We start from the raw sequence: 19,414 nt of genomic DNA, 5'->3' as shown, positions 1-19,414 counted from the left end.
GAATAAATAATATGCGACGTATCTATTTTGAATACCTAGCGGGGCTGACAGTCATCTTCTTAGTGAGTATATATTCCTATGCTTTTATTGTTTACAAGTTAAGCACTGACTACGAATACATATTACGAGACCATGAAGCAGAAGCTTATCAAGAATTAATTGATGTGGTTTTCCGTGAAAAAGGTTTGCTTGAAACGCAGAATCTATTAAAAAGTTATGCGGATAAGACTCGGCAGAACCTGCGAATCATACCTTTTGATAACGCTCCAGAACTAGTGAGAAAAGCGTTTCAGCAGCAAGGCCGAAATGTTTACTACCATGACGAATACTTCCTGTGGTTAAGGTTAGTTGGAAGTGATGATTTATATGAGTTATCTAAGAACAAAAATTCTTATCTGAGGAAGCAAATCAAATTTGAAAACCGGCTTATTTGGGTTTTTGCAATAACAGGTTTCGCGTTTAGCGGCTTGTTTTTGGTTTGGAGAATCAAGCGCCGATTAAATAACCTTGAAATGGCGACGGTTGCTTTTTCTCATGGGGATCTACTAGAAAGAGCTTCCGAAAAAAATAGCATAAAATTAGGTACGTTAAACCGTAGCTTTAATGTTATGGCGGACAAGATAAGAGACTTAATCAATAGTAATAAGTCTTTGACTAATGCCGTTGCTCACGAGCTAAGGACGCCTATATTCCGAATTCAGTGGCAGGCTGAGTTGTTGAGTGACTTAGCACCAACTCCGCAACAATCTAAGGCGATAGCCCGTATTCTTGCTGATACGGATGAAATGGAAGACATGGTTGATGAGCTATTGTATTACGCTCGATTGGAAAGAGGGGGCTTTGAATTGCTTAAGCAACCTATTGATGCCAATGAATGGCTAAACGAGCGTTTTAGCATTTGGGAGAAAGAGACAACACTCGATCTCATTAAGGTGCCACTAAAAGTCCCAGCCTCTTTGTATGTCGATCTAAAGTTATTCAATAGGGCGGTGGATAATATAGTAAGGAATGCTTTTAAGTTTGCCGATACTAAGATCGTTATTGAGTTGTGGTATACCGACAATGAATTTGTTATTGAGGTTCATGATGACGGTAAAGGCGTTGAAGCGGAGCATTGGCCTTTTTTGTTTGATCCTTTCTACAGCGCTAATGCAGCGAGGAACAAGGGGAAAACGGGCCATGGTTTAGGGTTAGCTATTGTTAAACAGGTGTGTGACCGTCACCAAGCACATGTCACTGTTGGTGAAAGTTACTTGGATGGTGCGTGTTTTGCATTGTCGTTTCCTCGGCTTGAGCTATAAATTCAACATGGTCATTTAGTTGTTTTAAGATTACACTGCGCCCAATATTTCAGAAGTACATATTTAGGTAGAGGTCACCATGGACCAAGAACATTACGAAGACGCTGATTACGAAGGCCAAGAGCTGGGCGAAGAAGGCGAAGAGATTGAAATTGAAGCAATTGGTATTGATGTTTCATCACAGCCAATCGAGCTCTACAAAGTGTTTAAAATTGCTAACCTAGTGAGTGGTGGCGGTGAAGCTAAGCACATCATCTCTGAAGGCTACGTAGCGGTAAATGGTGAGCTAGAAACCCGTAAGCGTCGTAAAATGTACGATGGCGACTTCTTTGAATTCAACCAAGAATACTATGTAGTGGTGTGTGATCAGCCAGTACAAGAAGAATCAGAAAAGCCGAAAAAGAAAGAAACGCCTAAAAAAGAGAACAAGGCGAAGAAAGGTCAGTCTAAAAAGGATTCTAAGAAGAAGGAATCTAAGAAAAGCAAAGCAGAAATGCTAAGCGCAAAGGCTGAACCAAAGAAAGAGAAAAAAGAGAAGAAACCGAAAAAGAAAGCGGATACGCCAAAGCCAACACGTGATGACAAAAGCGGCCGTAATTCGATTGAGTTCTTCTAAGTTATAGCTCTAACCTACTGATCTAAAGCTATTCTTTCAAAACGCAAGCAACCTTAGACTTAGGTTTACGTTAAGAAAATATCAAAAGGCTCACTATTTAGTGAGCCTTTTTTGTGGTTCATCGCGGATTAGCGGGAACTAAAAACAAAAACGGTAGTAAGTGATATGGTTTAGTCGCCAAACAAAAATCATACACAAACTACCGTTTTCATGCCGAATCATACTTTCCTATCTTCATTCTGGGAAGGCTTTCAAATAGTAAAGTCTCACCAGACAGCATCACTTATTACCCTGACTCTTAAACCTAACTCTGAGGCTAAGTGCCTTTGTGGTCTTGAAGCCGAAGCTATCCACGAGTATCAATGGCGTCATGTGAAAGAAGCCATGTTGCTCGGTGTTCCTGTTGAACTTTCCGTTCAAACACGAAGAATTAAGTGTCGTGACTGCGGCATCAAAACAGAGTCTCTATCTTGGTTAGAGCCTTATGCTCGTATAACGAAGCGCCTAAAAAGTTATATAGAACAACTGCTGCCTCTTCTTCCCATTAAGCATATCTCCCAGTTAACGAGCGTACATTGGCACACCATTAAAGAGATAGATAAACGCCGACTTCGACAAGTGGTGCCGTCAGTGAAATGGGAAGAGCTAAGGCAACTCGTCATGGACGAGTTCGCTATCTTTAAAGGGCATAGGTATGCCACGGTCATTGCTGACGCTAAGACTCATCAAGTCATTTGGATAGGGTTAGGCCGTAGCCGCAAGGACATACGACCGTTCTTCGAGCTGTTAGGCAAGCATGGCAATAATATCGAAGCGGTCGCGATGGACATGAATACGGCTTTTGACCTTGAAGTTCAAGCGCACTGCCCGAACGCAAAAATCGTTTACGACTTATTCCATGTTGTTGCTAAGTTCGGTCGTGAGGTAATGGATAGAGTCAGAGTCGACCAAGCCAACAAACTCAAGCAAGATAAAAAAGCGAGGCAATGGGTCAAGCGCTCACGCTGGGTGTTGTTGAAAAATAGAGGCAACTTAAATCCACGGCAAGACAGCTATCTTACAGAAATATTGAATATCAATAAGGACTTAATGACCACTTATATACTCGGGGCACAACTCAAAGAGCTTTGGTATTGTGAATCAGAAGCACATGCTAAAGGGCTCTGGGAGGCTTGGTGGGCACAAGTACAAGAGAGTGGAATTAAGCCATTGAAAGAGTTCGCACGAAAACTGAGTCCTTATCTTCACGGTATTATCGCATCGGCAAGTTATCCGCTAAACACCTGCACCCTAGAAGGGATAAACAACAAGATAAAGCTAATCAAGCGAATGGGGTATGGGTATCGAGATACCGACTACTTCTTCTTGAAGATAAAAGCGGCTTTCCCCGGAAAGCCGCGATGAACCTTTTTTGTTGGTGAAATTTAGCTTCTGGTCTAATTTCCTTTTTGATGAGCCACAAACTCTACAAACCTATCCCTGAGTGGGTTGTCACTCTCTCCATTCCAGATTAACCCGACAGGCCAAGTCGCGTGTTCACCTTCTAACGCAATGAATTCCACATCGGTGTTACTAATGTACTGCGCACTGCTGGGTACGATGGTGAAACCGATATTGGCCGAAACCAAGGCAAGCAGGGTGAGGATATCATCGGCTTCTTGTGTCTTAGATAAGTCGATTTTATTGGCAAGACAATATTGTTGAATCTGTCTGTCTAATCCGGGGCCACGGTGCTGAGCCAATTTTAGATAAGGCCATTTCGATAACTCAAAGAGAACCTGATCGTTACCTGGCGCTTGCTTGAGAATATCTTTGTGAACCGCAATCACAAGCGAATCATTGAAAAGCGTTAGGCTCTTTAAATCCGAGGAGTCGGGTATTCGATTGAAGCTGATATCGAGTTCATGGCTCAATAGCTCGTCGGTCTGCTGCTTAGAAGGTGTGTCATTTAAGGTGATGTGAACGTCTGGGTACTGTTGTTTATAGGCGGCAATCAGTTTAGGTGCTTCGTGATAATTAGATACGCCAAAACCAATGTTCAAATGCCCCTGAGTTCCATTCACTACGGAGCCTGAAAGCTGCTCAAACGCTTGCATTGAATGAACCAAACGTTGGGCTTCGGGTAGTAAGGTTTTACCTGCGTGTGTCAGTTCTGCGCCGTTCCTGCCGCGAGAAAACAGACTCGCTCCTATATTGGATTCCAGTCGTTGAATCTTTTTGGTCAGTGCCGACTGAGTAATGTAGAGCTGCTCTGATGCCATACGATAATTGCCCGACTTAGCCAACTGACAAAACGCCTTCAGTAAATCAAATTCCATTCCGAATGCTCATTGAACTAAGAATATCTTTCATTATATGGAATTGAATCGATTTTTTATACTGAGTTCATACCAAATCAGATAAAGCGAAATTTGAGGACGAATAATGAAAAGAGACATCAAAGTAGCGTCGGTTCAGTTTAACCATCATGCAGGCGATAAGGCGTATAACTTGTCGGTGATAGGTCAATACGTTCAACAAGCTGCGAAGAGTGGTGTGGAGATCATCAGTTTCCCAGAGATGTGCATCACTGGCTACTGGCATGTGTCTGCTTTGTCGCGAGACGAGATAGAAGCGCTAGCGGAACCTGTGCCGAGTGGTGAATCGACTCAAAATCTGATTGCACTGGCAACACAGTTTGGCATCAGTGTTGGGGCTGGTTTGATAGAGAAGGGCATCGATGGCGAGCTATACAACACCTACGTATTCGCCATGCCCAATGGAGAAGTTCAGAAACACCGTAAACTGCACACCTTCGTTAGCCCACATATGAGCAGCGGCGACCAATACACGGTGTTCGATACGCCCCACGGTTGCAAAGTCGGTATCTTGATTTGTTGGGATAACAACTTGGTTGAGAATGTTCGAATTACTGCATTGAAAGGTGCCGATATTTTGATTGCACCACACCAGACGGGCGGTTGTCAGTCACGTAGCCCCAATGCGATGAAGCGAATTGACCCTGAATTATGGTTTAACCGAGATGAAAACCCAGAGGCGATTCGTGCTGAAATGAAGGGCAAGAATGGCCGCGAGTGGTTAATGCGTTGGTTGCCTGCAAGAGCGCACGACAACGGTATGTTTGTGGTGTTTAGTAATGGTGTCGGCGTTGATATGGATGAAGTAAGAACAGGCAATGCGATGATCCTCAGCCCTTATGGTGAAATCATTGCTGAGACCGATAGTGTTGATAACGACATGGTGATTGCGAATTTGAAAGCGCAAGAGCTAGAGATGTGTACCGGGAGACGTTGGATTCGTGGTCGTAAGCCTGAGCTTTATCATTCGCTGACGCAGTCGTTAGGTCATGAATTGGACCCACACCAAGCGCGCTTTGCAGAGAAGTAATGTTGTAAGCTCAGGTGAAAAAGGATGTATTAGTAGCGGTTAAAAGGGTGGGGAAGTTGAAAGAGAAGTGAGGGTTTCTGATGTAGTCTACCCACTTAAATCATGTTTAAGTGGGTAGACTATTTACACATCAAGTATCGAGCATCTAAGTTCTATTCTCAGTGTCTTGTGTGAGAAGAAGTTAGCTCTGATGCACGTAACTGAGCAACGGCTTTCGCTAGTTCTAGCTGAGCTTGTGCAAAGTTAATGTCTATGTTGCCCTTGTTGATGTTCTCTAGAGCGGCATATTTCGCTTCTTCTGCGCGAGCGCGGTCAATGTCTTTACCATGCAAGGCCGTGTCGGCTAATAACGTAACCACATCCGGCTGAACTTCCAGCATCCCACCAGAGACATACAGCACTTGGCCTTCTGATTTAGGGTCTGTAACAAACACGGTTACGCCCGGTTTGATCTTACTGAGAAGCGGGGAGTGACCGGGGCGGATCCCCAGTTCACCGTCAGCGCCAGAAACGGCTAGGGCGTACGCTGGACCTGAAAACAGCGTACCTTCCGCACTTACAATATTAAGTTGAAATGTATTATCTGTAATTCCGATAGCCATGGTGCACCTGCCTCTTAGAGTGATTTTGCTTTGTTAAGCACTTCGTCGATAGAGCCACAGTACAAGAACGCTTGCTCTGGGATATCGTCATATTCACCGCTCAATAGACCTTTAAAGCCTCTTAGTGTTTCGCTTAGCGGTACAAAGACACCTTTCTGACCGGTAAACACTTCGGCTACGTGGTAAGGCTGCGTTAAGAAACGTTCAATCTTACGAGCGCGAGATACGGTCTGTTTGTCTTCAGTAGACAGCTCATCCATACCAAGAATCGCGATGATGTCTTTTAGCTCTTTGTAGCGTTGCAGCGTTGTTTGTACTTTTTGTGCAATGTCGTAGTGCTCTTGGCCTACGATCAGCGGATCTAACTGACGTGACGTTGAATCTAACGGGTCAATCGCAGGGTATAGACCCAGTGCCGCGATGTTACGAGACAGTACAACGGTCGCATCTAAGTGAGCAAAGGTTGTTGCTGGCGATGGGTCAGTCAAGTCATCCGCAGGTACGTATACTGCTTGGATAGAGGTGATAGAGCCTTGTTTTGTTGACGTGATACGCTCTTGAAGTACGCCCATCTCTTCAGCCAGTGTTGGTTGGTAACCTACTGCTGAAGGCATACGACCTAGCAGAGCTGATACTTCTGTTCCCGCAAGCGTGTAACGGTAAATGTTATCAATGAACAACAGTACGTCACGACCTTCATCACGGAAGCGCTCAGCCATAGTTAGGCCTGTAAGTGCTACACGTAGACGGTTTCCCGGTGGCTCGTTCATTTGACCGTAAACCATGGCTACTTTGTCTAGTACACCTGCTTCTTTCATCTCGTAGTAGAAGTCGTTACCTTCACGAGTACGCTCACCTACACCGGTAAACACAGAAAGACCTGAGTGGGCTTTGGCGATGTTGTTGATAAGCTCCATCATGTTGACGGTTTTACCTACACCAGCACCACCGAACAGACCAATTTTACCACCCTTAGCGAATGGACAGATAAGGTCGATAACCTTAACGCCTGTTTCTAGAAGCTCAGTGCTGTTTGCTTGTTCTTCATAAGAAGGGGCTTCACGGTGAATCTCGTAGTTTTCTTTCTGACCGATTTCACCACACTCATCGATAGGTTGACCAAGCACGTTCATGATACGGCCTAGCGTTTCTTCGCCGACGGGAACCGTGATTGGAGAGCCTGTGTTTTCAACCGTTAGACCACGACGTAAGCCATCTGACGTACCCATTGCAATACAACGAACGATATTGCTACCCAGTTGTTGTTGTACTTCCAATACTAACGAGCTTGCTTCGTCGCTAGTCACTTTCAATGCATCATAAACGCGTGGGCTGTTGCCGCCGCTGAACTCGACGTCAACCACCGCGCCGATTACTTTAACTATTTTTCCAACACTCATTCTTAAATCCTCAAATTCTGTTCTTGACCCAGTCTTTTCTAGCCCTAGACAGCTTGGGCACCTGAGACTATTTCACTCAGCTCTTGGGTAATGGCAGCCTGACGCGCCTTGTTGTAGACCAACTGCAAGTCATCAATGAGTTGGCCTGCGTTATCAGTCGCCGCTTTCATAGCGACCATTCGGGCTGCTTGCTCACAGGCAATGCTCTCAACAATGCCTTGATACACTTGCGATTCGATGTATCGATGTAACAGTTCTGAGAGTATGTCTTTGGGCGCTTGCTCATAGATGTAGTCCCAACGACGCGCTTTTTTAGGCTCACCACCTTCCTCAGAATCCGAAGGGTGGGGGAGCAACTGCAAGGTCGTTGGCGCTTGAACCATGGTGTTGACGAACTGGTTGTAAACGAGATACAAGCTATCGATTTTACCTTCGTCGTAATGCCCGAGCATCGCATTCACCGTACCTAAGATGTCTTCTAACTTAGGTGTATCGCCAAGACCTGACGTTTGTGCAATAACGTTGCCGCCGCGTTGGAAGAACGAGATAGCCTTAGATCCCACTAAGGTTGTTTCTACCTCGACTCCCTTGGTGCGCCATTGCTCCATTTCTTCTAACACTTTCTTGAACAAGTTTGAGTTCAAGCCACCACACAAGCCGCGATCGGACGAGATAATGATGTAAGCGACACGCTTAGGTTCACGCTGTTGCAGGTAAGGGTGCTGGTACTCCAGGGAACCCGATGCAACATGAGAGATAACTTTTCGCATGTTCTCGGCGTAGGGGCGAGTTAGCGTCATGTTGTCTTGAACCTTGCGCATCTTACTTGCTGCAACCATTTCCATTGCGCTAGTGATTTTCTGAGTATTACTAACACTGGCTATCTTGGTGCGAATTTCTTTAGTACTTGCCATAATCTGCTCCTATTTGTTTTGATTTCCAGCTAACAAACCGGAGCACTTACCAAGCTTTCATCCCAACAAAACCTTCTAGGATCTCTTTAAGAGCACCGTCGATTTCGTCATTGTAATCGCCTGTCGCGTTGATTTTTTCGAACAACGCAGGGTTCTGACCTTTGGCATAAGCAATCAGCTCTTCTTCAAAACGGGCAATGTTGTTTAGCTCAACACCGACCAAGTAGCCTTTCTCTGCTGCGTAGATAACCGTTGCTTGCTCAGCGACTGACATTGGAGAGTATTGTTTTTGCTTCATTAATTCGGTAACACGCTCACCATGGTCTAGCTGTTTGCGCGTCATCTCATCTAAGTCAGAAGAGAACTGAGCAAAGGCCGCCAGCTCGCGATATTGAGCTAATGAAGTACGGATACCACCAGACAGTTTCTTGATGATCTTGCATTGCGCCGCACCACCCACACGAGATACCGAGATACCTGGGTCTACTGCAGGACGTAAGCCTGAGTTAAACAATTGGGTTTGAAGGAAAACCTGACCATCGGTGATTGAGATTACGTTGGTTGGTACAAACGCTGATACGTCACCCGCTTGAGTTTCAATGATCGGAAGCGCCGTTAATGAGCCAGTTTGACCTTTTACTTCACCGTTAGTGAACTTCTCTACATACTCTGCATTCACTCGTGCTGCACGTTCTAGAAGGCGTGAGTGAAGGTAGAATACGTCGCCAGGGAAGGCTTCACGACCCGGTGGGCGTTTCAATAGCAACGAGATTTGACGGTAAGCAACGGCTTGTTTTGATAGGTCATCATAGATGATCAGCGCATCTTCACCGCGGTCACGGAAGTATTCACCCATGGTGCAACCGGCATAAGGTGCTAGGTATTGAAGTGCTGCAGACTCTGATGCTGATGCCACGACTACGATGGTGTTTTTTAGCGCATCGTGGTCTTCGAGTTTACGAACCACGTTAGCGATAGTGGAGGCTTTTTGGCCAATCGCCACATACACACATTTGATGCCAGAATCTTTCTGATTGATGATCGCATCGATAGCTAACGCTGTTTTACCCGTCTGACGGTCACCGATGATAAGTTCACGTTGACCACGACCGATTGGCACCATGGTATCAACCGCTTTATAGCCAGTTTGAATTGGCTGATCAACAGACTTACGTTCGATTACACCGGGTGCAATCACTTCTACAGGGTCGAGTCGGTCACAACTTACTGAGCCTTTGCCATCGATTGGCTCGCCTAATGTGTTCACAACACGGCCAAGAAGACCGTTACCGACGGGGACTTCCAAGATACGACCTGTACCTTTCACTTTCATACCTTCAGATAGGTCAGTGTAGGGGCCCATAACCACCGCACCTACTGAGTGGGTATCGAGGTTAAGTGCGAGTGCGTATTTGCCACCTGGTAGCTCAATCATCTCGCCTTGCATAACATCAGCAAGGCCATTGATTGTGATGATGCCATCACGAACCGATACGATAGTGCCTTCATTGCGAGCCTCGGTGCTCACATTAAATTTCGAGATGCGTTCTTTGATTAGATCGCTGATTTCATTTGAATTTAATTGCATAATTGTTACCTATCTCGCGTGAAGTTGATGAGCCAATCGGTCAATTGATGTGTTTAAAGAACCATCGATAACGGTTTCACCCGCCTTGATGACCATTCCACCTACTAACGTGTCATCAATAACCTGCTTCATTTCAACCTGACGCTCTAATTTCTTCTCAAGTGCAGCTGTTAGTGACGTAACTTGATCTTGTGTCAGCATTTCTGAACTGGTGACAGTGACAGGCACTACACGTTCATGTTCGTCCTTTAGCTCGCAGTACAATTCAAACAGGTCTCTTACAACAGAAAGGCGGCCGTTCTCGGCCAAGACTCGAATAAGATTAATGACGTGGTCATCAACGAGTCCTTGGCAAATATGAATGATGAGGTTTGCCAGCTCTTCTGTTTGGTGTGTAGAAGCACCTTCTGCTGAAGAAATCTGACTAGCGATCGTTTCTTCTTCCGCGACAGCCACAAGAATGGACAGCATTGAGTGCCACTCTTGTAACTGGTTTTCACCTAAAGCAAATTCAAACGATGCTTTGGCGTAGGGATGAGCAATATTGGTGTAATCTGACATATTGCCTCTCCTTAGAGTTCGCTAATCATTTGGTCAACTAGCGCTCGGTTCGTTGCGGAATCTAGGTTTTTGCTAATCAGTTTCTGTGCACTTTGAATTACTGCGTCTGCCATATCTGCCTGAAGTTCACGGCGTATCTTTTGGCGTTCGCCTTCTAGCTCAGCTCTACCTTGTTCTAAGATGCGTGCCTTTTCTTGCTCGGCTTCTTGTTGCGCTAAGCTGATGATTTCATTGCGGCGTTTTCGGCCCTGTTCAACCAGTTCAGTCACATCTTTTCTTGCATCTTCGATGAGTTGCGCGCCATTTGATTTTGCTAGTTCTAGCTCTTTCGCAGCGTTCTCTGAGTGGCGTAAACCATCAGCGATTTCTTTTTGGCGCTCGTCTAACATCGCGGTGAGAGGGGGCCATACATATTTCATGCAGAGCCAAACAAAAATCACGAATGAGATTGCTTGTCCAAACATGCTTGCATTTAAGTTCATACCTTCCTCACTAAATCTTGATTATTTACAAATCGATCTTTCAAAGCGGTTTGATTAAGCCACGGCGAAGATGATGTATAGACCGATACCAACACCGATCATCGGTACTGCATCCACAAGACCCATCATGATGAAGAATTGAGTACGAAGCATTGGAGTAAGGTCTGGTTGACGCGCAACACCTTCAAGGTATTTACCTGCTAAGTTACCAATACCAGATGCTGCACCTGCTGCACCTAAACCGATCAGTAATGCACCTGCTACATATAAAACTGCGCTTACGATATCCATTTGTATCTCCGATAAATAATTTGTTAGTTAGATTTTTTAGTTATTAATTAGTGGTGTTCTTCTGTTGCCATACCTAAATAAACAACGGTCAGTACCATAAATATAAATGCTTGCAAGAATACGATTAATATGTGGAATAGTGCCCAAGGAACACTCAGTGCCCATTGCATCCACCATGGCATTAATGCGATCAGAATAAATATCATCTCACCTGCATACATGTTTCCAAATAATCGTAAGCCTAGTGATATAGGTTTTGAAATTAATGTTATTAATTCAAGAACTAAGTTAACAGGGTATAAAAGAGGGTTATCAAATGGCTGCGTAGTAAGCTCTTTGATAAAGCCTTTCAATCCTTTATTTTTAAATGTATAAGTCAACAGTAAGATAAATACACCGAGTGCCATCGACATTGGAATATTTACGTCCGCCGTTGGTAGATCTCTAAAGTGTTCTAGACCCATTGCACGACTTAATGCTGGTATGAAATCTATTGGTAATAAATCGACCGCGTTCATTAACAACACCCAAACAAAAGTGGTTAATGCCAGTGGCCCTATTAATTTATCCTCCGCTTGAAAAATCTCTTTTACTAGGTTGTTTACAAAATCAAATATCAGTTCGATAAAACATTGAAATCGACCTGGAACACCGCTGGTGCCCTTAGTCACTACGTATCGAAAAGCTCCAATAAACAGTAAACCCGTAATCCAAGATACCAACATCGAGTCGATGTTGAACGCCCAGAAACCATCACCTGTAGTTAAGAAGGTTAAGTGATGCTCTATGTATTCGTGAGCGGTAGTTACTTGATCCATACTACACGTACTCCGATCTTGTAGAGGCAGTAATAAATGGTGTTAAGAAGTACCCAACCATAGTGAGAATATATGCGTACAATATTACTGGGTTATCCAATTTGAAAAACTGGAACGCCAAGATAAACATTAAGAACGTATAAGTTATTTTCACGACACGACTCATTTGCATTAAGTCACGTAAACTATAATTAGGATTCTTGCGCACCTTTAGGCTTGCATATATAAAACCAAACAGCGGAGGTAGCATCGCAATTCCGATACCCAAAGCCGACGATTCCATATCTACTTTATTACCAAAAAACACTTCATATAAAACTACACCGACGGCTAATACTACTTGGCAGAGAACAACTCTTTTAGCAGCAACAAGAATGTCACCACTTATCCCATTAAGCCTCATAATAAAACCTTATATTTAACAGTGTAAGCTCATATAAAACACAGTTTGAATATGTCTTGCTACTCGCATTTACTTGTTAATAAAACTTTGCTTGTTAACAAAGAGATAATCTTGCTGGTTTTATATCTCCTGACGAAATAGAACGATATAAACTAGTTCGCTCTCGTTTCGACAAAATATAAACTACGCCTAAAATTATGTGATCAAAACGACAAATATTGATATCAATAATTCCATTTTTGAAATGAATGTTTTTCATTTATGAAAGTAATAGTTCTATCACTTTATTCATGAATATTTAAGATGCTTTATCCTTGTGAAAAAGAGGGTCTTTTTAGAAGGGAGTAGCGAGCTAAATTTTCAACTTATGATCTTATCAATTACGACTATTCAAACACTTAGGTTCATTTACAAGCTGAGTTGTGAAGTGTGATTTTGGTAGGGGTTAAGCTTGTTTGAGGCAATGATGGAAGATCTGGTTTTTCTGGTAAATTAAACGTACGTCGCTCCTTATCAATAAGCGAATATTTTTTATATTGTCGTCAGCTTGTCACTATTTGCGTGCGCGAGAGTGAAAATTCAGCGCCTAAATGTTGATGATATAGGAGTGAAATGGGGGACTGGGTGTGCGAGAAGCATGGTGCGGAGAAGAAACACCGAGTTTTGAGGAAGTAAATGGCAGCAGAGCGCTGCCTAATTTACTTAATCTAGGCTCTCTTATGACTCTTCATAACTGAGGTATTGAATACATAAGTCATGGAAAGCCTGTGCTTGTGGCGAGATCGTACGATCAGACAGTCTGAAAATGCCGATTTGTCGTTGCAAGGGTGGGTCAATTAGCGGAATCCACACCAAGCGGGTTTCATTGGTTGGGAAAGCCAGCTTAGGTAGCGTGGTCACGCCTATCCCGAGCTCTAACACCGAAAAAAGCGAGGTAATGTTCTCGACAGAGTACAGGGCTTGTTCGCTGAGCATGCGCGCAGGTGTTGGGTCCAGTAGGGTGCAAGTCCCGTTACGAATGAAGGGCTGCTTTAACAAGGTTTGCCATTCGATTCCTTCCCGTTGAGAGGCGATAGGGTTATCTTTGAGGCACACCACACCGATAGGATCAGAAAGCAAAGGCGTGAAGTCGATGCTCTCTTCTTCTAAATGGGAGCTATTACCGAGGGCAACATCCACCTCGCCAGAGAGTAATCTTGCTTCTACCCCTGCCGCATTATCATCAATCAAACTCACTTCTACATTCGGGTACTGCTCACAAAATGCCCCTAAAACACTAGGGATGAGTTTTGCGGCCACCGAAGGCACGCTCGCTATTCGAACTCTTCCTTGTTGTCCTGCTGCCGCTGCGCGTAAGTCATTGTCTAATGCTTTGTAAACGTTCAGAAATTGAATGATCTTGGGCAAACATATTTCTCCAAAAGGCGTCAGTGTCGATTTGTTGCCTGTTTCAAACAGAGGTTGGCCGAGTATTTTTTCCAACTCTTTTATCGAAGTCGAAAGTGCCGCTTGCGATCGATTTGCACGGTGAGATGCCGCTCTAAATCCACCTTCTTCGACCACCAAAACGAAATGTTTTAACTGTTGTAGCTTAATACTCATGACTCCGATCCTTCTCTAGCCCTTGCTATACCTTACTTTTCGCAAGGTGATAGATTTTATTTATCAAATGCACAAAATTTACCGTTAGATTTATCAGGCGTCAAGGTGCAGTATTTAACCATCTTGAAACATAGTTGTTACAAAGTTGGATGAAATCGTGAACGCACAAACTAAAAAACACCCAGTAAAAACCTCTCTTTTTGCTTCAAAAGCACCACTAGAGTGGGCAATCGTTAATAACGGCACTCTATACACTGCGCAGATTCCAATCGATGAAACGGGCGCAGTAGTAGAAGGCGGTATTGAAGCGCAAACGCGTCAGACTTTTAACAACCTTGTTCATACCTTGGAGTGTGCAGGCGAATCGATGGATTCTGTGCTGCAGGTTCTGATTTACGTGACTGACCGTGAATACCTGAAAACGGTAAACAGCGTATACGGAGAATACTTCAACGCACCTTATCCAAATCGTGCAGCAGTCGTTGTTGCAGGGCTAGCTAGAGAAGAGATGTTGGTTGAGTTCGTGGTTTATGCATCGGCGTCTCAACCTGAATAAAGATACTGTGAACTGAGGCAATTTGCGGATTAAAGCTGTTTTGAATTAAAGCGGTCTATTGATACAAGCGACTTGGTTCAGTTTTAGATACAAGATTTAAACGTAGTTACTTATATAAATTAACGTTTTATTCATTAATCAGATGGTTGCCAGACTCAACCGCAACCTAACGTTACAAGGACAGAATGATGACTCACTTACAGAATGTTCAAGCAGAAAACGCACTTTACATTGGCGGCGAATGGCAAGCGGGTGTAAGCACCGTAGCGAACATTAACCCATCAGATATTTCTGAAAATATTGGCAACTTTGCACAAGCAAGTGCTGAACAAGTTCAACAAGCGATTTCAGCGGCGAAACACGCTCAACCAGAGTGGGAAAAAACGCCGATTGAACGCAAGCAAGCGGTGCTTCAAGCGATTGGTGATGAGCTGATTGCCCGTTGTGATGAGCTGGGCACTTTGCTATCTCGTGAAGAAGGTAAGCCTTTTGCTGAAGGTCGCGGTGAGGTTTACCGTGCAGGTCAGTTCTTCCAATACTTTGCGGCTGAAGTGCTTCGCCAAATTGGTGACAACGCAGATTCTGTACGCCCGGGTGTTTCTGTTGAAGTGACTCGCGAAGCGGTGGGCGTTATCGGCATTATCTCTCCTTGGAACTTCCCGACAGCAACAGCAGCTTGGAAAATTGCTCCAGCATTGGCTTTCGGTAACAGCGTTATTTGGAAACCAGCAAACCTAACACCAGCAAGTGCGGTCGCGCTTACAGAGATCATCCACCGCCAAGGTATCCCTGCAGGTACGTTTAACCTTGTACTGGGTAGCGGTTCAACAGTAGGTGATGCACTGATCAACTCTAAAGAAGTGAACGGTGTGAGCTTTACCGGTTCTGTTGATACGGGTCGTAAAGTGGCAGCGGCTACAGCGCCAAACTTCGTTCGATGCCAACTAGAAATGGGCAGTAAGAACGCACTTGTTATTGCTGACGATGCTGATATCCAAACTGCGGTTGATGCAACGATTGCAGGTTCTTTCTCTGGCGCAGGCCAAAAGTGTACCGCGTCTTCTCGCCTTGTGGTTATGGATAGCATTCACGACCAATACGTTGAAGCACTGATTAAACGTATGAGCGAGCTGAAAGTGGGTCACGCACTGGAAGAGGGTGTGTTCATGGGCCCTGTCGTTGATGGCAACCAACTTGAAGCAAACCTAGGTTGGGTTGAGAAAGCACGTCAAAGCGGCGGTGAGCTGGCATTTGGTGGCGAACGCTTGAGTATGAAGCACGAAGGTTTCTACATGTCTCCAACGCTGTTCTTGAACACTAAGAACGATTGGGAAGTGAACCAAGAAGAAGTGTTCGCACCAATGGCAAGTGTGATTCGTGTCGCTGACCTAGAAGAAGCGATTGCGACAACCAACGACACTCGCTTCGGTCTAACAGGCGGCATCATTACTCAGAGCTTACGTACTAGCGCAATGTTCAAGCAACAAGCGCAGACCGGTTGTGTGATGGTCAACCTACCAACAGCAGGCACGGATTACCACGTACCGTTTGGTGGTCGTAAAGAGTCTAGCTTCGGTCCTCGTGAGCAAGGTCAATACGCGAAAGAGTTCTACACAGTGGTTAAGACGGCTTACCAACGTCCTTACTAATCCACTTTCTAAATAAGAATTGGATAGCTGAATTAACTTCCTAGCTATCCAGCTATCGAATTGGCCTGATTCACAGAGTCAGGCCAACATTCAAACCAAAGCAGCAAACGAACTTAGACAAGTGATTTAACCCATTTTTGAAAACATGTTATTTGAGCGTGTTTTCAAAACCGAGCTAGAACACTGAGCTTTCAATAGGAGTGGTTATGTACCAGCAACGGATTGTTATAGATGGATTGCAATACTGCAATTGGAACAGAGAATATTTCCAAACACTAAAGGCGAGCGGCATTACAGCAGTTCACGCTACCGCGGTTTACCACGAGACGGCTCGTGAAACCTTATCTCGCTTTGCAGAATGGAATTTAAGATTCGAGCAGAACGCAGACCTTATCATGCCGATTCACTCAATGGCTGATGTCGAGACTGCAAAAGCGACTGGCAAAGTCGGCATTTTCCTTGGTGCTCAAAACTGTTCTCCAATCGACGATGAGATCGGTCTTATCGAAGTGATGCGTAAGCAAGGTCTTTTGATCATGCAACTGACGTACAACAACCAGAGCTTATTGGCGACGGGTTGCTACGAGAAGAACGACACAGGTATTACTCGCTTTGGTAAACAAGCCATCGAAGAGATGAACCGAGTGGGCATGATCATAGATATGTCTCACAGTGCAGAGCGCTCAACACTTGAAGCTATCGACTTGTCTTCTCGTCCTATTTGTATCAGCCATGCGAACCCGACGTTTGCTCATGATGCACTACGAAATAAATCAAACGATGTAATTAAAGCTCTAACCGCACGCGGCGGCTTAATCGGATTCAGCTTGTACCCATTCCACCTACCAAACGGCAGCCAATGTACCTTGGAAGATTTCTGCCAGATGGTTGCGACTACGGCTGACATGGTCGGCGTAGAGCACCTCGGTATTGGCAGTGACCTATGCTTAAACCAACCTCAAGCCGTTCTTGAATGGATGAGAAATGGTCGTTGGTCTAAAGCAATGGACTACGGCGAAGGCTCTGCGAACAACTCAGGTTGGCCAGATGCGTTGCCTTGGTTCTGTGGTAGTGCGGGTATGGAAAACATATATAACGGATTGATGCGTCATGGTTTCAGCGAGTCTGAAGCTGGGCAAGTCTTGGGAGAAAACTGGTTTAACTTCTTGAAAGATGGCCTAGAGCCTCAAACCAAGGGTTAACGGTTTCTCGCGAGCCATCATCGAATTAGCAGCCTTCTAACAAACGTTCAATAAGCCAGTGCTGCTTAAACCAATTTCACTATTCAAAAGGAACAACGGTCTATTTCGCAACGCGGTAACCCAAACATGGATTAGCCTGCCCAACACAAAAAACAATAGGGCAGGTGTTAAATACACCCTTGTAGTCATCATTCAAATGACAGCTGCAAAGAAACCTCTGGAGTCAGAGTATGTCTGATTTAACCAATAGCGTGAAATCTTCAAGCTTAAATGCGGGTCAAGCACACACAACAATTAATGCAAAAAGCAACACAAACGAGTCTGAGTCTACGTCAGACAAATTAGGCCTATCCAACCCAGCACTTTGGTACAGCGGCGGTTTTATCGCTCTGTTCGTGGCACTTGCTCTATTTGATGGCGAGCTGTTATCAAGCCTAGTAAATACGGGCTTTGCATGGTCTGTAAAAGTATTCGGTCCTTACTGGCAAATGCTTCTTCTTCTGACTTTTCTTATTGGTCTTGGCCTGGCGGCAGGGCGAACAGGCAAGGTTATCCTAGGCGGCATCGCTAAACCTGAAATGGACGGCTTCCGTTGGATGGCGATCATCTTCTGTACGCTACTGGCAGGTGGCGGTGTATTTTGGGCAGCAGCAGAGCCTATCGCTCACTACGTTAGCCCACCACCATTGTACGGCGCACAAGAAAACGCACAGCAAGGCGCGGTGAATGCTTTATCGCAATCCTTCATGCACTGGGGTTTTCTAGCATGGGCCATTGTCGGTAGCTTAACGTCTATTGTGGTGATGCACCTTCACTACGACAAAGGCTTACCGCTTAAACCTCGTATTTTGCTTTACCCAGTTTTAGGCGAGCGAGCATTGAAAGGTCACACCGGCGCATTGATTGATGCATGTTGTATTGTCGCAGTAGCGGCGGGCACCATTGGTCCTATCGGCTTCTTAGGCTTGCAAGTGAGCTATGCACTGAATGCACTGTTTGATATCCCTGACGGCTTCACGACGCAGCTGATCATCATCTTATTCGCTATCGTTCTATACACATTATCGGCATTGAGCGGCCTTAACCGTGGAATGCAAATGCTAAGCCGTTACAACGTGATTCTGGCAATGGCATTGATGGTCTACATCCTGATCTTTGGCCCTACAAACTTTATCTTTAACGGCTACATTCAAGGTGTAGGCAGCATGATCGATAACTTCATCCCAATGGCGACATACCGTGGTGACGAGGGGTGGTTGAGCTGGTGGACAGTATTCTTCTGGGGTTGGTTCTTAGGTTACGGCCCAATGATGGCAATCTTCATCGCACGTATTTCACGCGGTCGTAGTATTCGCCAATTGGTATCAACCATTAGCTTGATTGCACCGTTTGTTACTTGCTTCTGGTTCACAATTGTTGGCGGCTCTGGCCTTGCGTTCGAAATCGCAGATCCAGGCAGCGTAAGTAAGGCGTTTGAAGGTTTTAACTTACCAGGTGCGCTACTGGCGGTAACTCAGCAGCTACCAATGCCAATGCTTATCTCTATTCTGTTCTTGATCTTGACGACGATCTTCATCGTAACGACAGGTGACTCAATGACTTACACCATCAGTGTGGTGATCAGTGGTGAGACAGAACCGAATGCAATTATTCGTACCTTCTGGGGTGTGATGATGGGGGTAACAGCGTTAATTCTGATTTCCCTAGGCTCTGGCGGTATTTCAGCGCTGCAATCCTTCATTGTTATCACCGCGGTACCGGTGTCCTTAATCTTGTTGCCATCACTTTGGAATGCGCCTCAAATCGCAATCAAGATGGCAAAAGAGCAAGGTTTTTAGAGAGCAGGGTTATTAAACAAAAGGGCTCTGTAAAACAAGAACGAATCAGCCTTTGAAAGAAGGCTGATGCAAGATTCCGAAAGGAACAGAAAAACCGTACTGGTGAAGATACATCGGGCGGCACGTATCTAGGTCAATCGATCTAGTCAGGACAAATAATAAGGGGTGAGCTCGCTTGCCTCGATAATATCAATAACGATTAAA

General features: G+C 44.8%; 19 protein-coding genes. 8 read left to right on the top strand and 11 right to left on the bottom strand.

What is annotated here, in order from left to right:
- Positions 1 to 11 precede the first annotated feature (11 nt).
- The 3 genes from A136_RS05060 (at position 12) to A136_RS05050 (ending at position 3,321) form a co-directional block, all read left to right on the top strand.
- Positions 12 to 1,301 (top strand): ATP-binding protein, encoded by a 1,290-nt coding sequence (locus A136_RS05060; RefSeq protein WP_017064731.1) that lies wholly within the window; start codon positions 12 to 14, stop codon positions 1,299 to 1,301.
- 79 nt (positions 1,302 to 1,380) lie between these two features.
- Positions 1,381 to 1,917: an RNA-binding S4 domain-containing protein gene (locus A136_RS05055; RefSeq protein WP_017064730.1), complete on the top strand. Its 537-nt coding sequence runs from the start codon at positions 1,381 to 1,383 to the stop codon at positions 1,915 to 1,917.
- A 210-nt stretch (positions 1,918 to 2,127) separates the two neighbouring features.
- Positions 2,128 to 3,321 carry an ISL3 family transposase gene (locus A136_RS05050; protein ID WP_017063708.1) on the top strand — a complete coding sequence of 398 codons (1,194 nt, stop codon included), beginning with the start codon at positions 2,128 to 2,130 and terminating at the stop codon, positions 3,319 to 3,321.
- A 32-nt stretch (positions 3,322 to 3,353) separates the two neighbouring features.
- Here the strand turns inward: A136_RS05050 and A136_RS05045 are convergent, their stop codons facing one another.
- Positions 3,354 to 4,235, bottom strand: coding sequence for a LysR family transcriptional regulator (locus tag A136_RS05045; protein ID WP_017064729.1), 882 nt, complete (start codon positions 4,233 to 4,235; stop codon positions 3,354 to 3,356).
- Between the two features lie 106 nt (positions 4,236 to 4,341).
- Here A136_RS05045 and A136_RS05040 point away from each other — a divergent pair, with 106 nt between their 5' ends.
- Positions 4,342 to 5,304, top strand: a complete 963-nt coding sequence (locus tag A136_RS05040; RefSeq protein ID WP_017064728.1) for a nitrilase family protein — start codon at positions 4,342 to 4,344, stop codon at positions 5,302 to 5,304.
- A gap of 158 nt (positions 5,305 to 5,462) precedes the next feature.
- On the opposite strand, the gene A136_RS05035 is transcribed toward A136_RS05040, so the two are convergent.
- The 10 genes from A136_RS05035 to A136_RS04990 form a co-directional block, all read right to left on the bottom strand.
- Entirely contained in the window at positions 5,463 to 5,906 is a 444-nt protein-coding gene (locus A136_RS05035; protein WP_017060844.1) for a F0F1 ATP synthase subunit epsilon, read from the bottom strand.
- Between the two features lie 14 nt (positions 5,907 to 5,920).
- Positions 5,921 to 7,306 (bottom strand): F0F1 ATP synthase subunit beta, encoded by a 1,386-nt coding sequence (gene atpD, locus A136_RS05030; RefSeq protein WP_017060843.1) that lies wholly within the window; start codon positions 7,304 to 7,306, stop codon positions 5,921 to 5,923.
- Positions 7,307 to 7,350: 44 nt separating this feature from the next.
- Entirely contained in the window at positions 7,351 to 8,220 is an 870-nt protein-coding gene (gene atpG / locus A136_RS05025; protein ID WP_017064727.1) for a F0F1 ATP synthase subunit gamma, read from the bottom strand.
- Between the two features lie 46 nt (positions 8,221 to 8,266).
- Complete coding sequence (atpA, locus tag A136_RS05020) at positions 8,267 to 9,808, bottom strand: F0F1 ATP synthase subunit alpha (RefSeq protein ID WP_017064726.1); 1,542 nt, start codon at positions 9,806 to 9,808, stop codon at positions 8,267 to 8,269.
- Positions 9,809 to 9,817: 9 nt separating this feature from the next.
- On the bottom strand, positions 9,818 to 10,369 hold the full coding sequence (locus tag A136_RS05015) for a F0F1 ATP synthase subunit delta (RefSeq protein ID WP_017060840.1): 552 nt from the start codon (positions 10,367 to 10,369) through the stop codon (positions 9,818 to 9,820).
- 11 nt (positions 10,370 to 10,380) lie between these two features.
- Positions 10,381 to 10,851, bottom strand: a complete 471-nt coding sequence (locus tag A136_RS05010) for a F0F1 ATP synthase subunit B (protein ID WP_017060839.1) — start codon at positions 10,849 to 10,851, stop codon at positions 10,381 to 10,383.
- Between the two features lie 54 nt (positions 10,852 to 10,905).
- Positions 10,906 to 11,142: a F0F1 ATP synthase subunit C gene (gene atpE / locus A136_RS05005; RefSeq protein WP_004730405.1), complete on the bottom strand. Its 237-nt coding sequence runs from the start codon at positions 11,140 to 11,142 to the stop codon at positions 10,906 to 10,908.
- Between the two features lie 47 nt (positions 11,143 to 11,189).
- A complete protein-coding gene (atpB, locus tag A136_RS05000; RefSeq protein WP_017060838.1) occupies positions 11,190 to 11,960 on the bottom strand; it encodes a F0F1 ATP synthase subunit A in 771 nt (256 codons plus the stop codon).
- Position 11,961: 1 nt separating this feature from the next.
- Complete coding sequence (locus tag A136_RS04995; protein WP_017060837.1) at positions 11,962 to 12,363, bottom strand: hypothetical protein; 402 nt, start codon at positions 12,361 to 12,363, stop codon at positions 11,962 to 11,964.
- Between the two features lie 717 nt (positions 12,364 to 13,080).
- Positions 13,081 to 13,965, bottom strand: coding sequence for a LysR family transcriptional regulator (locus A136_RS04990; protein WP_017060836.1), 885 nt, complete (start codon positions 13,963 to 13,965; stop codon positions 13,081 to 13,083).
- A 157-nt stretch (positions 13,966 to 14,122) separates the two neighbouring features.
- Here A136_RS04990 and A136_RS04985 point away from each other — a divergent pair, with 157 nt between their 5' ends.
- The 4 genes from A136_RS04985 to A136_RS04970 all read left to right on the top strand — a co-directional run bounded on the left by A136_RS04985 (position 14,123) and on the right by A136_RS04970 (position 19,210).
- Positions 14,123 to 14,521, top strand: a complete 399-nt coding sequence (locus tag A136_RS04985; protein ID WP_017060835.1) for a RidA family protein — start codon at positions 14,123 to 14,125, stop codon at positions 14,519 to 14,521.
- 188 nt (positions 14,522 to 14,709) lie between these two features.
- Positions 14,710 to 16,170, top strand: coding sequence for an aldehyde dehydrogenase family protein (locus tag A136_RS04980; RefSeq protein ID WP_017064725.1), 1,461 nt, complete (start codon positions 14,710 to 14,712; stop codon positions 16,168 to 16,170).
- A 206-nt stretch (positions 16,171 to 16,376) separates the two neighbouring features.
- Positions 16,377 to 17,372: a membrane dipeptidase gene (locus A136_RS04975; protein ID WP_017060833.1), complete on the top strand. Its 996-nt coding sequence runs from the start codon at positions 16,377 to 16,379 to the stop codon at positions 17,370 to 17,372.
- Between the two features lie 230 nt (positions 17,373 to 17,602).
- Entirely contained in the window at positions 17,603 to 19,210 is a 1,608-nt protein-coding gene (locus A136_RS04970) for a BCCT family transporter (RefSeq protein WP_017064724.1), read from the top strand.
- Positions 19,211 to 19,414: the final 204 nt, after the last annotated feature.

This window comes from Vibrio crassostreae 9ZC13 (genome assembly GCF_000272045.2).
In the GTDB taxonomy this organism is placed as follows: Bacteria; Pseudomonadota; Gammaproteobacteria; order Enterobacterales; family Vibrionaceae; genus Vibrio; species Vibrio crassostreae_C.
Note: the sequence above shows the minus strand (reverse complement) of the source record. Positions and strands in the feature narration are given on the sequence as shown.